The 13,581-nt window shown below is 60.9% G+C and carries 14 protein-coding genes; 11 read left to right on the plus strand and 3 right to left on the minus strand.

All coding sequences use genetic code 11. The features are described from left to right. Positions 1-56: 56 nt before the first annotated feature. From C4S68_RS12815 to C4S68_RS12850, 8 genes are all read left to right on the plus strand, one after another. Positions 57-521 (plus strand): F0F1 ATP synthase subunit B family protein, encoded by a 465-nt coding sequence (locus C4S68_RS12815; protein ID WP_103933479.1) that lies wholly within the window; start codon positions 57-59, stop codon positions 519-521. A gap of 8 nt (positions 522-529) precedes the next feature. After that, a complete protein-coding gene (locus tag C4S68_RS12820) occupies positions 530-1,243 on the plus strand; it encodes a F0F1 ATP synthase subunit B family protein (RefSeq protein WP_235011568.1) in 714 nt (237 codons plus the stop codon). Beyond that, positions 1,243-1,794, plus strand: coding sequence for an ATP synthase F1 subunit delta (gene atpH / locus C4S68_RS12825; RefSeq protein WP_103933481.1), 552 nt, complete (start codon positions 1,243-1,245; stop codon positions 1,792-1,794). The genes C4S68_RS12820 and atpH overlap by 1 nt, the downstream gene beginning before the upstream one ends. Before the next feature lie 74 nt (positions 1,795-1,868). Continuing rightward, positions 1,869-3,419 carry a F0F1 ATP synthase subunit alpha gene (gene atpA, locus C4S68_RS12830; RefSeq protein WP_103933482.1) on the plus strand — a complete coding sequence of 517 codons (1,551 nt, stop codon included), beginning with the start codon at positions 1,869-1,871 and terminating at the stop codon, positions 3,417-3,419. 7 nt (positions 3,420-3,426) lie between these two features. Beyond that, positions 3,427-4,515: a F0F1 ATP synthase subunit gamma gene (locus C4S68_RS12835; protein WP_103933483.1), complete on the plus strand. Its 1,089-nt coding sequence runs from the start codon at positions 3,427-3,429 to the stop codon at positions 4,513-4,515. Between the two features lie 36 nt (positions 4,516-4,551). Continuing rightward, a complete protein-coding gene (atpD, locus tag C4S68_RS12840) occupies positions 4,552-6,000 on the plus strand; it encodes a F0F1 ATP synthase subunit beta (RefSeq protein WP_103933484.1) in 1,449 nt (482 codons plus the stop codon). Positions 6,001-6,115: 115 nt separating this feature from the next. Further along, complete coding sequence (gene atpC / locus C4S68_RS12845) at positions 6,116-6,544, plus strand: ATP synthase F1 subunit epsilon (protein ID WP_103933485.1); 429 nt, start codon at positions 6,116-6,118, stop codon at positions 6,542-6,544. Between the two features lie 129 nt (positions 6,545-6,673). Further along, a complete protein-coding gene (locus C4S68_RS12850; protein ID WP_235011569.1) occupies positions 6,674-7,600 on the plus strand; it encodes a metallophosphoesterase family protein in 927 nt (308 codons plus the stop codon). A 367-nt stretch (positions 7,601-7,967) separates the two neighbouring features. On the opposite strand, the gene C4S68_RS12855 is transcribed toward C4S68_RS12850, so the two are convergent. The 3 genes from C4S68_RS12855 to C4S68_RS12865 all read right to left on the minus strand — a co-directional run bounded on the left by C4S68_RS12855 (position 7,968) and on the right by C4S68_RS12865 (position 10,815). After that, positions 7,968-8,420 (minus strand): DUF5615 family PIN-like protein, encoded by a 453-nt coding sequence (locus C4S68_RS12855; protein ID WP_103933487.1) that lies wholly within the window; start codon positions 8,418-8,420, stop codon positions 7,968-7,970. Positions 8,421-8,525: 105 nt separating this feature from the next. Continuing rightward, positions 8,526-9,218, minus strand: coding sequence for a hypothetical protein (locus C4S68_RS12860; protein WP_103933488.1), 693 nt, complete (start codon positions 9,216-9,218; stop codon positions 8,526-8,528). Positions 9,219-9,954: 736 nt separating this feature from the next. Continuing rightward, positions 9,955-10,815 (minus strand): DNA-methyltransferase, encoded by an 861-nt coding sequence (locus C4S68_RS12865; protein ID WP_235011570.1) that lies wholly within the window; start codon positions 10,813-10,815, stop codon positions 9,955-9,957. Positions 10,816-10,927: 112 nt separating this feature from the next. Here C4S68_RS12865 and C4S68_RS12870 point away from each other — a divergent pair, with 112 nt between their 5' ends. The 3 genes from C4S68_RS12870 to C4S68_RS12880 all read left to right on the plus strand — a co-directional run bounded on the left by C4S68_RS12870 (position 10,928) and on the right by C4S68_RS12880 (position 13,551). Further along, a complete protein-coding gene (locus tag C4S68_RS12870) occupies positions 10,928-11,779 on the plus strand; it encodes a 3-hydroxybutyryl-CoA dehydrogenase (RefSeq protein ID WP_103933489.1) in 852 nt (283 codons plus the stop codon). Between the two features lie 151 nt (positions 11,780-11,930). Then, complete coding sequence (locus C4S68_RS12875; RefSeq protein WP_235011571.1) at positions 11,931-12,404, plus strand: MaoC family dehydratase; 474 nt, start codon at positions 11,931-11,933, stop codon at positions 12,402-12,404. A 133-nt stretch (positions 12,405-12,537) separates the two neighbouring features. After that, positions 12,538-13,551: an MBL fold metallo-hydrolase gene (locus tag C4S68_RS12880; protein ID WP_103933490.1), complete on the plus strand. Its 1,014-nt coding sequence runs from the start codon at positions 12,538-12,540 to the stop codon at positions 13,549-13,551. Positions 13,552-13,581 lie beyond the last annotated feature (30 nt).

The following is a 13,581-nucleotide window of genomic DNA, read 5'->3' on the forward strand; positions in this document are numbered from 1 at the left end:
TACGGAGCCTGTGAAACCGGCTCCAGCGCCCTCCCTGAACGATCAAGCAAATATCAATGGACATCCTGACGCAACTTGGCGGTCTTGTGCTCGGCTCTGTGCCGACGATCGTGCTCTTCGTACTGCTTATCGTGGCCTACAACGTTCTGGTTCGTAAACCGCTGGCGAAGACGCTGGCGGAGCGCAATGCCAGAACGGGTGGTGCGGTAGAGCAGGCCCGCGAGGCGATCGCCGCGGCTGAACAGAAGACGGCACTTTACGAAGAAAAGCTGCGCACCGTGCGCATGGAACTGCAGACCGAGCGCGAGAAGCGCGTGGCTGAGTGGAACTCCGACCGGGAACATGCCCTGGGCGTGGCGCGTGATGCTGCCCGCCTGAAGGTGGATGTGGCTCGCAAGGAGATCGAAGATTCGACGGCTTCAGCGCGTCAGCAGATTGAGGACGCAACAGCCATGCTGAGCGAACAGATCCTGCGCGCCGTGATGCCGTCCGGTGCACCTCGTTCGGAGGTGCAGCAGTGAGGTTTGGATTGAAGCGGATTTCATTTGGCCGTCTGGCCGCGATGGCGCTGGTTGCGGGCGTGCTGTTTGTCCCTGCGCAGCGCAGCCACGCACTCCTGCAGGAGACTGCAGCGCATGCGGGCGATCACTCCACGCCCGAGGCGCAGGATCCTGCGAAGAAGGAAGAGGAGCAGGAGAGCAGCTACCAGTACACCCATTCGCCGGCGGTGCAGACCTTCGGCAGGATGGTGGGGCTGAACCCCGATCAGGCTGCCACGGTCTTTACCCTGATCAATTTTGTGCTGCTCGCCAGCGCTGTGCTGTACGGCCTCGCGAAGATGCTGCCGAAGACCTTCCGCAATCGCAACACCGCGATCCAGAAGGGTCTGGTCGATGCCCGTACCGCGACGGAAGAGGCTCGCGCCCGCCTGAGTGCGGTGGAAGCTCGTCTCTCCAGGCTCGATGAGCAGATCGGCGGCATGCGTCAGCAGGCCGAGGCCGATGCGGAGCGCGAAGCGGAGAAGCTGCGCGCCGGCGTTGAAGCGCAGAAGGCTAAGATTGTTGCCGATGCCGAGACCGAGATCCAGGCTGCTTCGGCAGCCGCACGCCGCGAGCTGCAGAAGTACGCAGCCGAGCTGGCGATCTCGCAGGCGGCCCGCAAGCTCGAAGTGACTGCGGCGACCGACAAGCTGCTGGTGGAAAGCTTTGCCAGCAAGCTCGGCGGTAAGGGAGGGCAGAACTAATGGCGGCAGTGGATCTACGCTACGCACGCGCTCTCGCCCAGGTCGTGGAAGAGCAGAAGCTCGATACCGCTGCTGTTCAGCAGCAGGTGGCTGATTTCGCCGACCTCCTGGACGAGAGCTTCGAGCTCCGCGAGGTGCTCTCCGACCCGTCGATTCCCGAGTCGCAGAAGGTTGGCGTTCTCGATGGACTTTCCGCGAAGCTGGGCCTGAACAAGACGGTTCGCAACTTCCTCGCTGTTGTTGTCGGCCACGAGCGTCTTCACGAGCTGCGCGGCATCCTGGAAGGCTTTGCCGGGATCATCGACGAGGAGAAGAAGATCGCCGAGGCGGAAATTGTTACCGCGCGTCCGCTGGATGCGGCGAGCAAGCAGCTGCTGGAGGCCAAAGTGGCCGAACTGGCTGGCGGAGAGACGGTGCGCGCCACCTATCGTGAGGATCCCTCACTGCTGGGCGGCGCTGTGGTCAAGCTGGGCTCGACGGTGTATGACGGTTCGGTGAAGGCACAGCTGGAGCAGTTGAAGGCAAAGTTGGTCGCAGCCGTCGCAGCGTAAGCGCGAAGAGATTGCGTGAAGTTAGAGATTGAAAGCGAGTCCGTAGCTCGCTAAGTACAGAGAAAAGGAACAGCATGGCAAAGATTCAGGCAAACGAGATCACCGAGCTGCTTCGCCAGCAGATCGAGAACTACGACCAGCGCATCCAGGTGGATGAGGTCGGCACGATCGTGACCCTCGGCGACGGCATTGCGCGTATCCACGGCCTCGACAAGGTCATGGCAGGCGAACTGATCGAGTTCCCGCACGACGTGATGGGCCTCGCGATGAACCTCGAAGAGGACCAGGTCGGCGCCGTGATTCTGGGCGACTTTGCTCTGCTCGAAGAGGGCAACCAGGCCAAGCGCACCGGCCGCATCATGGACGTTCCGGTGGGTGAAGCTCTCATCGGCCGCGTCGTCAACGCGCTCGGTCAGCCCATCGACGACAAGGGCCCGATCAACACGCCGCATCGTCTGCCGGTGGAGCGCCTCGCTCCCGGCGTCATTGCGCGTCAGTCGGTCACCGAGCCGATGTACACCGGCATCAAGGCCATCGACACGATGATTCCCATCGGCCGTGGCCAGCGTGAGCTGCTAATCGGCGATCGCCAGACGGGTAAGACCGCCGTCGCGCTCGACACGATCATCAACTCCGCCAAGAACGACCTCATCTGCATCTACTGCGCGATCGGACAGAAGCGTTCCTCCGTGGCGCAGGTCGTGCAGACCCTCGAAGAGTTCGGCGCGATGGCCTACACCATCGTCGTGGCCGCGACCGCTTCCGAGCCGGCTCCCATGCAGTACCTCGCTCCGTTCGCGGCGACCGCGATGGGCGAGTACTTCCGTGACAACGGCAAGCATGCGCTGATCATCTACGACGATCTCTCCAAGCACGCCGCTTCGTACCGCGAGATCTCGCTGCTGCTGCGCCGTCCGCCAGGACGCGAAGCGTACCCCGGCGACGTGTTTTATCTCCACTCGCGTCTGCTCGAGCGCAGCTCGAAGATGTCGAAGGAGCTCGGCGGCGGTTCGCTGACGGCTCTTCCGATCATCGAGACCCAGGCCGGCGACGTCTCCGCGTACATTCCGACCAACGTCATCTCGATCACCGACGGCCAGATCTTCTTCGAGACCGATCTGTTCAACTCGGGCGTTCGCCCGGCCGTGAACGTCGGTCTCTCGGTATCGCGTGTAGGCTTCGCCGCTGCGATCAAGGCGACCAAGCAGGTCGGCTCGACGCTGAAGCTGGACCTCGCGCAGTATCGCGAGCTGGCTGCGTTCTCGCAGTTCGGTTCCGATCTCGACAAGGTGACGCAGAATCAGCTGAACCGTGGCCAGCGCCTGACCGAGCTGCTGAAGCAGCCCCAGTTCAAGCCGCTCACCGCGGCGCAGCAGGTCGCGATTCTGTACGCCGGAACGCAGGGTCTGCTCGACGACGTTGAGGTCAAGGACCTGCGCGCGTTCGAGGATGGCTTCTATCCGTACCTCGACACGGCTGCTCCGGCGATTCTTTCGGACATCGCCACGAAGAAGGCACTGGACGACGATCTTCGCAGCCGCCTCACTGGCGCGATCAAGGACTACAAGGCCGACTTCCTGGCGGGCCTGCAGGACAAGAACAAGCTGGCAACGGCCAAGGCGTAAGGGAACGATGGCGAACGTACTCGATCTAAGGCGGCGTATCCGCAGCGTGAAGAACACGCGGCAGATCACGCGCGCCATGAAGATGGTCTCGGCGGCGAAGCTTCGCCGCGCGCAGGACCGTGCCATGAAGGCGCGGCCCTACGCCCTGATGCTGACCAACGTGCTCGAGTCGCTGGTGCGTCGCACGGATCTGATCGACGAATCCGGTGAGACGCTGCATCCGCTGCTGGTGGAGCGCGAGGAGAAGAACGTCCTCGTGCTCGTCATCGCGGGCGACAAGGGCTTTGCAGGCGGCTTCAACTCCAACATCTCGAAGGCAGCGCAGAAGTTCATCGATGAACGTCGCGCGAAGGGGCAAAATCTTGACATGGAGCCGATCGGCAAGAAGGCCATCGGTTTCTACAAGAAGAAGTACCCTGCAGCCTTCTACGAGCACACTGACAAGGCCTACGATAACGACCTCGCACACCACATCGAGGACATTCGTCAGCGCAAGGCTCCGGTCGAGGTTGCTGCCGAGCACGCGGACATCCTGCTGAAGGGTGACTTCGAGCGCATCAGCGAGCTGGCGAACTCGATCATCGCGCGGTACGAGCGCGCGGAGATCGACTCGGTCTACATCGTGTTCAACGAGTTCAAGAGCGTCATCTCGCAGCGCGTGGTGGTTGAGAAGCTGCTGCCGATCCGCAAGCTCGGCGAGCATGAGATCACCGCGTCCGAAGAGATGAGCGAAGAGCAGAGGGAAGCGGCAGCCAGGGCTGCGCAGACCGCAGGCGTCTCGCTTTATGAGCCCGAGGAGACGGAGGTAGAGCGCGAGGCCAAGAAGTTTGGCACCGCAGAAGTGGATTACCTCTTCGATGCTCCGCCGTCCAAGCTGTTCCGTCACCTGATGCCGCGCTACGTGGCGACGCAGATCTTCCACGCGGTGCTGGAGTCGACCGCAGCGGAACATGCGGCACGTATGACGGCAACGGACGCGGCGACGAAGAACGCGGGCGAGCTGATCGACAAGCTTTCGCTCACGATGAATCGGCTTCGTCAGGCGGCGATTACCAAGGAGATTATCGAGATCGTGTCGGGCGCCGCAGCGCTGTAAGGCGCAGCAGAGTTCAGGAAGTTTCGAGAGACATTTATGGCAGATACCAAGAACATCGGAAAAGTGATCAGCATCAGCGGCCCGGCCGTTGACGTTCAGTTCAACGAAGGGCATATGCCCGCTATCTACCAGGCGCTGCGCATCACGAGCGAGGGCTTCAACGTGCCCACGCCGCTGGATGTCATCGTCGAGGTACAGCAGCACCTGGGCGAGGGCCGTGTACGCTGCGTCGCCATGCAGGCCACCGAAGGCATGGTGCGCGGCATGCAGGCAGAGGACACGGGCGCTGGCATCAGCGTTCCTGTGGGCCGTGAGACGCTGGGCCGTGTGCTCAACGTGCTCGGCCAGCCTGTGGACGAGCTTGGCCCGGTGAACGCCAAGGTGCATTGGGAGATCCATCGTCCCGCTCCCGCGTTCGACGAGCAGTCGACCTCGGAAGAGATGTTCGAGACCGGCATCAAGGTCGTCGACCTGATCCTCCCCTTCTTGAAGGGCGGCAAGATCGGCCTGTTCGGCGGCGCCGGCGTCGGCAAGACCGTCGTGATTCAGGAGCTGATTAACAACGTTGCGACCAAGCACGGTGGTTTCTCGGTCTTCGCCGGCGTAGGTGAGCGCACCCGTGAGGGCAACGACCTCTGGCACGAGTTCCAGGAGTCGGGCGTTATCGACATCCACGACTTCAACAAGAGCAAAGCCGCGCTGATCTATGGCCAGATGACCGAGCCGCCAGGAGCACGTCTGCGCGTGGCGCTCACGGGTCTCACCGTCGCTGAGTACTTCCGCGACAACGAAGGCGCCGACACGCTGCTCTTCATCGACAACATCTTCCGCTTCACGCAGGCGGGTTCCGAGGTCTCCACGCTGCTCGGCCGTATGCCGTCGGCCGTAGGTTACCAGCCGAACCTTGCGTCCGAAATGGGCGAACTGCAGGAGCGCATCACGTCGACCAAGAAGGGTTCGGTAACCTCGGTGCAGGCAGTGTACGTGCCCGCCGACGACATCACCGATCCGGCTCCGGCGACGACCTTCGCTCACCTCGATGCGACGATGCTTCTGTCACGTCCTCTGTCGGAGCTCGGCATCTACCCGGCCGTGGATCCTCTCACGTCGACCTCGCGTATCCTCACGGCGCGCGTCGTCGGCCAGGAGCACTACGACGTGGCGCAGGGCGTGAAGCGTATTCTGCAGCGTTATAAGGACCTGCAGGACATCATCGCGATCCTGGGTATCGACGAGCTCTCAGAAGAGGACAAGCTCACCGTCGCCCGTGCGCGTAAGGTACAGCGCTTCCTGTCGCAGCCCTTCCACGTGGCCGAGATCTTCACCGGCATCCCCGGTGCCTACGTCAAGGTCGAGGACACGGTGCGCAGCTTCAAGGAGATCATCGAGGGCAAGCATGACTCGATTCCTGAGCAGGCGTTCTACCTCAAGGGCGGCATCGAGGATGTCCTCGCGGCTGCCGAGAAGATGAAGGCGAGCGCCTAAAGTCAGCCTCTAGCCACTAGTTCCTAGCTTCTAGCGTGTATTGAGATTGGGAAACCAGCCTCGACTCACGCGGATCAGCTAGGAGCTAGAAGCTAGTAGCTAGGAGCTACAGAACATGGCAGACACAACCAACTCGGAACTCCTGCAGGTACGGCTGGTAACGCCGGACAGCATCTTGGTCGACGCCACGGCGTCGGCGGTGGAGCTGCCCGCGCGCGAGGGTTATCTGGAGGCGCTGTACGGTGCGGCACCGCTGCTGGCCGAGCTCGGCGCAGGCGAGGTTCGCCTGCACGGCGGGACGGCTGGCGAACAGACCTTCTTCGTGGCATGGGGATTCGTCGAGGTGCTCCCGGAGCGCGTGACGATCCTCGCAGAGACGGCGCTGCACCCCAACGAAATCGACGTCAACGCAGCTCAGGCTGAGCTGAAGCATGGCCAGGAGATGTGGGATAAGGCCGGCGATGACGCCGAGAAGTATGATTCAGCCGACGCGGTGATCCGCGTGGCGGAAGAGAAGATCTCGAGCGCGCAGGGCAAGCACTAACCACGATTGCGGTTTCAACCTTGAGCGCGTCCTTCGGGACGCGCTCTTTGTCTTGGTCAGGTTTTCCGTCGGGGGCGATTTGCATTGCTGGAATGGGATCGCGGTAGACTACCGCGCATGGGAATCTCCTTGGGTAATCTTGATCGCCGCCGGTTTGTTTCGTTGACCCTTGGCGCCGTCGCCGCGGCAGCGGTGGCTCCAGCAGCGCTGGCCCAGCGGGCCGACGACTTCGACTTCCTCTTCTTCACCGACACGCATCTGCAGCCGGAGATGGATGCGGCGAAGGGCTGCGATATGGCGTTCAAGAAGATGCGGGGCGACAATGTCGCCTTCGCCATTCAGGGCGGAGACCACATCTTTGACGCGCTCGGTGTGCCGACAACGCGGTCGCTGAGCCTTTTTGACATGTACGACAAGACCGAGCAGGACCTGGGGCTGAAGGTGTATCACACGGTCGGCAACCATGATGTCTTCGGGATCTACACCGAGAGCGGGATGAAGCCCACCGACCCGCTTTATGGCAAGAAGTACTTCCGCGACCACATCGGCAAGCCGTACTACAGCTTCGACGCGAAGGGCGTGCACTTCATCGTGCTGGACTCGATCTTCATCACGGCGGACAGGCACTACGAGGGCCGCATCGACGACGCGCAGCTGAAGTGGCTCGCTGCAGACCTTGCCGCGCAGGCGGCGACGCAGCCGATCGTCTTGGTGTCGCACATCCCGCTGGTGACGGCGTATGAGCTCTACAACGATGATGTAGTGGCCTCGAACCCGCGGCCGCACCAGCTGGCCGTGGCAAACACGAACAAGATCTTTCCGCTGTTCCATGGCAAGAACGTGCTCGGCGTGCTGCAGGGGCACACCCACGTGAATGAGCTGGTGGAGTGGCAGGGCGTGCCCTACATGACCTCCGGCGCGGTGAGCGGAAACTGGTGGAAGGGCACTCACCTGGGAACGCCGGAGGGCTACACGGTGGTGTCGATCCGTGGGGGCAAGCTGACGACGCGGTACGAGACCTATGGCTTCAAGAGTGTGGACCCGCACAACACGTAGGGTGGCCCCCATCCCCCCGGGTGCCGGTAAGGTCTTCAGGGGATTGGGGTTAGGTTGCAGGATACGGCTATATTCCTGGAAGCATGGGCGATATTTGTAAAATCTTCATGGGTCGTGAGTTAGCTGGTCCTCCCAGAGCAAGAAAAAGCGCGGCTTTCGCCGCGCTTCTTCGTTTCTGCTCTCACCTTAATTGTATCTGGGGTGTCAAGGGGTCTGATCTCGTCGAGGCGTTTGCGGGGGAGGGAGACGCGGGGCTGATTGGGCGTTGATGGCAGCTTCGTGATGAGATGCCGACTTATCAGGACAGACTTTCCCATAGTCTCAGATGAGGAGTTTGAGAAGCGAACCGATAGCACGCGAATGCGCGTCAGCCCTCGTCCCGAAACTTACAGTATGGGCATCTCGGCAACTTTGTCACCATCGGACGCTTTTCTTTAGAAACCACGACCTTCAGACACAAGTCGCTTACCTCTTTCCAGCCGATCGGTCGGCCCTCAAAGGTCAGAGTGCCGTTTGCATCCGAAAGCGCTTTTTCCTGCACGAATTTCTCTGGAGGAATCACGATCACTAGCCCGTGAACCTGAGCACAACCCTTCGCCTTTTTCGACGTGGTGGCAATGTGCTCCGGCACTTCCTTTTCAAAGTCTCGGGCGTTATTCGTTACGATGATGCAGCCGCGCTCTGAGGCTGCTTCGACAATTTCCCCATCAGAGCTATGCTGCGACAACCCCACATCCTCTAGCATCAGCACTTGCTTGCCGGGAAAGGATTTGGCGAGATGCCGCACGTCGTGATCGAGTAGGAATTTGAAGGATGCCATATCCGATACCTCCAGTCTATGCTTAGGCTTCGGTAACGCACTGACTATCGCCGCCAAGAATCCGACTTATGAGGAGTGATTGTTGCCATGGGTGGATGGCACGGCTTACCAGGAAAGATTTGCAGCCCGAGCATCAGCTTCTGAAAAGGAGAGCGTCTTGTCAGCGTCAGAGAATGCAATGATCTCAGAAGTGATATCTCTGATGTCGCCTATCTCTAAGAGCATTGGCGCAGTTCCTAGACTATCGACTGCAATCCTATATTCTCGCTGGTGGGCAAAACGCTTAGGCTTCTTGAACCTGTCTAGCTTGCCCGTGTAGGCTTCGTCATCGTAATACTCAATCAAACGGCCTTTCACCGACAGATTCTTAGCTCTACAAGCAGCCAATACCCGACTTAAGAACTCTTGAGTGTTGCGTATGAGAACTACAGAGTCACCAAACCACTCGTGTTCTGCAGGAAATAGCGATCCGTTTATCGGTTGCGTGATGGCGTGAAGGCAAAAGAGATTGCAGCAGTGCTCAGAATTCATTGACAAGGTCGTTGCTGCTGCCAAATCCCGGGAATCCACTACGAACTCTCCGAATCCCGGAGCCGAGAACTTCATAATCACGTCTTTGGGCTGGAAGATATGCGTGACACCTTCAAAATGATCCGCTCGGGCTGGGTCACCATCTAATTCACGAAAATAGCTTAGGGTGTTCATGTACAGCAGCCCACGGCGAAACTGTTCCATGTGTTCGTTCTGGCCCATCTTGAGCAGGAACATCGCGGGATTGCCGTTCTGGTCGCGCAGCATACGATTATTTTAGGACTAGCCGGGAAGTTCAATTGTTTATCACTCCCATAAACGCCCTTGTGGGAGGCCTGTGGGCTGGAAGTCGCTAGTGTGGTGAGTGGGAAGTTCGTTTAAGAATTCGCGGTTGGAAAGGTTCTGAGGTTTGAGTCGATACGGGCACTTTCGGGGTCCTTCGACTGCGTTTGACGCAAGGAGCCGCGCCAAACTTCGCTCAGGATGACAGGTCTTTTGTTGAGCGAATTTCCGACTCGCCACACTAGCGGTTGCGTTGGTTTAGCGGTTTCGGGGTTCTTCGACTGCGCGCCTGGGGCGCTACGCTCAGAATGACGGGCGTTTGAGGTGGGTCCTTGCAGGACTCGGTCAAATATTTGTCCCGATAGGCGCTCTTGCCGGAAGGCACCGATCTCCCCTCCGGCACGGGCGTTGTTTTTTCTATTGCAGATTCATGGACATCTCCAGGTTCCCTGCCAGTGCGATGGACAGGTAGCCTGGCGTGGCGTTGCGCATCGGGAGGACATCGTCGGGGCAGTGGTGCGCGTCGTCTGCGAGTACGAGCGAGCGCCTCGTCGTCCATCTTGACGTGGGCGGAGGTGGGCTTGGGCGAGCTCATCGGGCGATGGACTTATGTTGTCGGGTCAAGGGCTGGAAACGAAAGGGCGCGGGCTGAAGCCCGCGCCCTTCTTCTTTTCGAGGGTTGTTATGGCCCGGTTGAAACCGGGCCCTTCCGGCGCTTGCCTCACCCGGAGTTCGTTAGAGCGTCCTTGAGACGTTTGCGCATGAGTTTGATGGCTTCGGGGTTTTCGTCGATGAGGAGATAGTTGCGGTTGTTGCGGGCGGCGGCTACTCCGGTGGTGCCGGAGCCGGCGAAGAAGTCGAGGACGGTGTCGCCTGGGTTGGAGTGGACGCGGACGATGCGTTCCAAGATGCCTAGCGGTTTCTGGGTGGGGTAGCCAGTCTTCTCCTTGCCGGTGGGGGAGACGATGGTGTGCCACCAGACGTCGGTGGGTGTTTTGCCGCGGGCGGCCTTCTCTTTGCCTACAAGCGTGGGCGCCATGTAGGGGATGCGGTCGGTGGCGCCGAGGTTGAAGGTGTAGTGCTTGGGGTCTCTGGTGTACCAGAGGATGTTGTCGTGCTTGGCGGGCCAGCGTTTGGAGGAGCGGGCGCCGTAGTCGTAGGCCCAGATGATCTCGTTCTGGAAGCAGTCTCGGCCGGAGTGTTTTTCGGTGGTGAAGAGCTGGTCGAGGAGGACCTTGGCGTAGTGGACCTCGCGGGGGTCGATGTGCAGGAAGAGCGAGCCCTGGGGTTTGAGGATGCGGATGGCTTCGACGAGGCGTGGGCGGAGGAAGGCGATGTAGTCGTCGAACTGGTCGAGGAAGGTGGGCGCGGAGGCGAGTTTCTCGGTGCGGTAGCGGAGGCCTCCGAAGCCGGTGCGGTCTCCGGCTTCGTCGCGGATGGTGCGGATGCGGGTGCGCTGCTGCGTGACGCCGCTGTTGAACGGCGGGTCGATGTAGATGAGCTCGACGCTGGCGGAGGGCAGCTTGCGGAGGGCGGTGAGGTTCTCGCTCTTGAGGATGCGGTTCATCTGGATGCGGTTCATCGTGGCGGCTGAGGTTGAGTGTAGCGGAGAGGCTAGGGTCCAGGGTCCAGGGTTCAGAGTGCAGAGGCTTGCGGAGCGCTGCTAGACTTCTGCGCGTGTGACGAGGTGGATCATGGAGCAGCGGCGGGTCGGGGTTGTGGGTGCGGGAACGATGGGGAACGGCATCGCGCATGTGTTTGCGAAGGCGGGCTTTGCGGTTTTGCTGTGCGAGGTAAACGAGGCTGCGATGGAGCGTGGCCTGGCGACGATTCGTACGAACCTGGATCGTGAGGCGGCGAAGGGGAAGGTCGATCCGGCGGAGGTGCCTGGGATCATGGCGCGGGTGCAGCCGGTGCGGTCGCTGGTGGGGCTGGCGGGCTGCGAGCTTGTCGTGGAGGCGGCGACCGAGCGGCTGGCGGTGAAGCAGGAGATTCTGAGTGGCCTCGACGAAGTGCTGCGCCCTGAGGCCGTGATTGCCTCGAACACGTCGTCGATCTCGATCACGAAGCTGGCGGCTGGAACGAAGCGGCCGGACAAGGTCATTGGGATGCACTTCTTCAATCCGGTGCCGGTGATGGCGCTGGTCGAGGTGATTCGGGGGCTCCAGACGTCGGACGAGACGTTTGCGCGGGTGCGGGAGATCGCGCTGGCGCTGGGGAAAACCCCGGTGGAGGTGAACGATGCTGCCGGGTTCGTCTCCAACCGCGTGCTGATGCCGATGATCAACGAGGCGATCTTTGCGGTGATGGAAGGCGTGGCGACTGCCGAGGCGGTGGACGAGGTCTTCCGGCTGGGGATGGCGCACCCGATGGGGCCGCTGACGCTGGCGGACTTCATCGGGCTGGATGTGTGCCTGGATATCATGCGGGTGCTGGAGGAGGGGATGGGTGATCCAAAGTATCGGCCTTGTCCGTTGCTGGTGCGGATGGTGGATGCGGGCTGGCTGGGGCGGAAGTCGGGGCGAGGGTTTTACCGGCACGGGTAAGGGGAAAGGCGTTATCACGCGGAGAACGCCCAGTCGTTTACCGAACAGACTGTGCGAGGAGCGGTTGGCCGCCTCTGCTCCTGTCCCGTATCTTGATCTGACTCGCATCTCGCAACTTATGTCTCGCATCTGACCTTGAAGGAGAGCTTCATTGGCGCAAGAACAGGAACTGTACTTCGAGGACTTTCACCCGGGAATGAAGTTTGATTCGCTGCGGTCATACAAGGTGACGGCAGACGAGATCAAGGAGTTTGCGGAACGTTATGATCCGCAGCCGTTTCACCTGGACCAGTCGGCTGGCGAGAGCTCGTTTTTCAAGGGGCTTGCGGCTTCGGGCTGGCTGACGTCAGCGATCGTGATGCGGTTGCGGGTGGAGTCGATCCACGTGGCGGGCGGCATGATTGGCGCGGGCGTGGAGGAGATGCGCTGGACGCACCCGGTGCGGCCGGGGGATTCGCTGCGGACCGAAGCGGAGATCATGGGAGTGCGGCACTCGCAGTCGCGTCCGCAGTATGGGATCGTGCGGTCGCGCACCACCTGCTACAACCAGAATGACGAGGTTGTCCTGCGGAGCATTGTGAACTTCCTGGCGCCATTGCGGCCCAAGGGGCAGCAGAACAGCTAAATAGCAGAACAGCAGAACAGCTAAATAGCAGAACAGCAGAACAGCTAACAAACCAGAGGCCAGCTATCGCGATCCCGAACCTGGGCCGGTTCCTTCATACACAGCCGGTCGGCGTATCGTTAAGCCTGTGCGAATGACGGTTCTGGCATCGGGTTCCAAGGGCAATGCGACGATCGTCGCTGCCGGCCAGACGCGTCTGCTGGTGGATGCGGGGTTGAGTTGTCGCGAGCTGACGCGGCGCATGGCGATGGTGGGGGAAGAACCTGCGTCGCTCTCCGCCATCCTGATTACGCATGAGCATCTTGACCACGTTAACGGACTTTCCGTACTGGCGCGGCGCTTCAATATCCCGGTGTTCTTCACGGAGGCGACGCATCGCGCGTGGATGCGGATGATGCGTCCGCGCAAGACGATGACGTACGCCGCCTGGCTCGACCAGATGGAGGCGGAGCGGAAGACGCGGGCCGAGGAGACGGCCCGGGCGCAGGCTCCGGCGCACACGGTGGTGGCGGAGATGGCGGCTGCGGCTGAATGTGGCCCTGACGAAAGGTTGGCACCGGACGTTGACCATGTCGGAAGCGAGGCGAAGGCGGCTGAGGCCGAACCTGAAGAGACGGCGATCAAGGCCGATCCGGCGTTTCTGCCTGCGGTAGAGTACTTTGCGGCGGGGAAGTCGTTCTCCATCGGCGAGATCGACGTGGATCCTTTCACCATTCCACACGACGCAGCTGACCCTTGCGGATTCGTCTTCCATGCACGGACGGAGTCTATCCGGATGGCGGTTGCGACCGACCTGGGGTATGTTCCGCCGAACGTGAAGCAAGCGCTGAAGAACGTGGATGTGCTGCTGCTGGAGTCGAACCACGACCTGGAGATGCTAAAGGACGGGCCGTATCCGTGGAGCGTGAAGCAGCGGGTGCTGTCGCGGGTGGGACACCTTTCGAACGCAGCCTGTGCGGAGTTTCTGACCAACGACTATGACGGCGGAGCGCACACAATCGTGCTCGGCCACCTGAGTGAGCACAACAATATGCCGGAGCTGGCGCGGATCACCGCCGAGCAGGCGATTGCAGGGCGGATGAGCCTGCTCGGAAATCGCCTATTACTTGCAACACAAGAGAGTCCGTTGGACCCGATTTGCCTCTAATGCGTAAGGCCCCCCGGAAGAGCTACTTGA

Origin of the sequence: Bryocella elongata (genome assembly GCF_900108185.1) — a bacterium.
In the GTDB taxonomy this organism is placed as follows: domain Bacteria; phylum Acidobacteriota; class Terriglobia; order Terriglobales; family Acidobacteriaceae; genus Granulicella; species Granulicella elongata.

Excerpts from the sequence above, each read along its gene's own strand:
- C4S68_RS12815 (WP_103933479.1), top strand. The coding sequence starts at position 57 with ATGGACATCCTGACGCAACTTGGCGGTCTTGTGCTCGGCTCTGTGCCG.
- atpH (WP_103933481.1), top strand. The coding sequence starts at position 1,243 with ATGGCGGCAGTGGATCTACGCTACGCACGCGCTCTCGCCCAGGTCGTG.
- atpA (WP_103933482.1), top strand. The coding sequence starts at position 1,869 with ATGGCAAAGATTCAGGCAAACGAGATCACCGAGCTGCTTCGCCAGCAG.
- C4S68_RS12835 (WP_103933483.1), top strand. The coding sequence starts at position 3,427 with ATGGCGAACGTACTCGATCTAAGGCGGCGTATCCGCAGCGTGAAGAAC.
- atpD (WP_103933484.1), top strand. The coding sequence starts at position 4,552 with ATGGCAGATACCAAGAACATCGGAAAAGTGATCAGCATCAGCGGCCCG.
- atpC (WP_103933485.1), top strand. The coding sequence starts at position 6,116 with ATGGCAGACACAACCAACTCGGAACTCCTGCAGGTACGGCTGGTAACG.
- C4S68_RS12855 (WP_103933487.1), bottom strand. The coding sequence starts at position 8,420 with ATGGCATCCTTCAAATTCCTACTCGATCACGACGTGCGGCATCTCGCC.
- C4S68_RS12860 (WP_103933488.1), bottom strand. The coding sequence starts at position 9,218 with ATGCTGCGCGACCAGAACGGCAATCCCGCGATGTTCCTGCTCAAGATG.
- C4S68_RS12865 (WP_235011570.1), bottom strand. The coding sequence starts at position 10,815 with ATGAACCGCATCCAGATGAACCGCATCCTCAAGAGCGAGAACCTCACC.
- C4S68_RS12870 (WP_103933489.1), top strand. The coding sequence starts at position 10,928 with ATGGAGCAGCGGCGGGTCGGGGTTGTGGGTGCGGGAACGATGGGGAAC.
- C4S68_RS12880 (WP_103933490.1), top strand. The coding sequence starts at position 12,538 with ATGACGGTTCTGGCATCGGGTTCCAAGGGCAATGCGACGATCGTCGCT.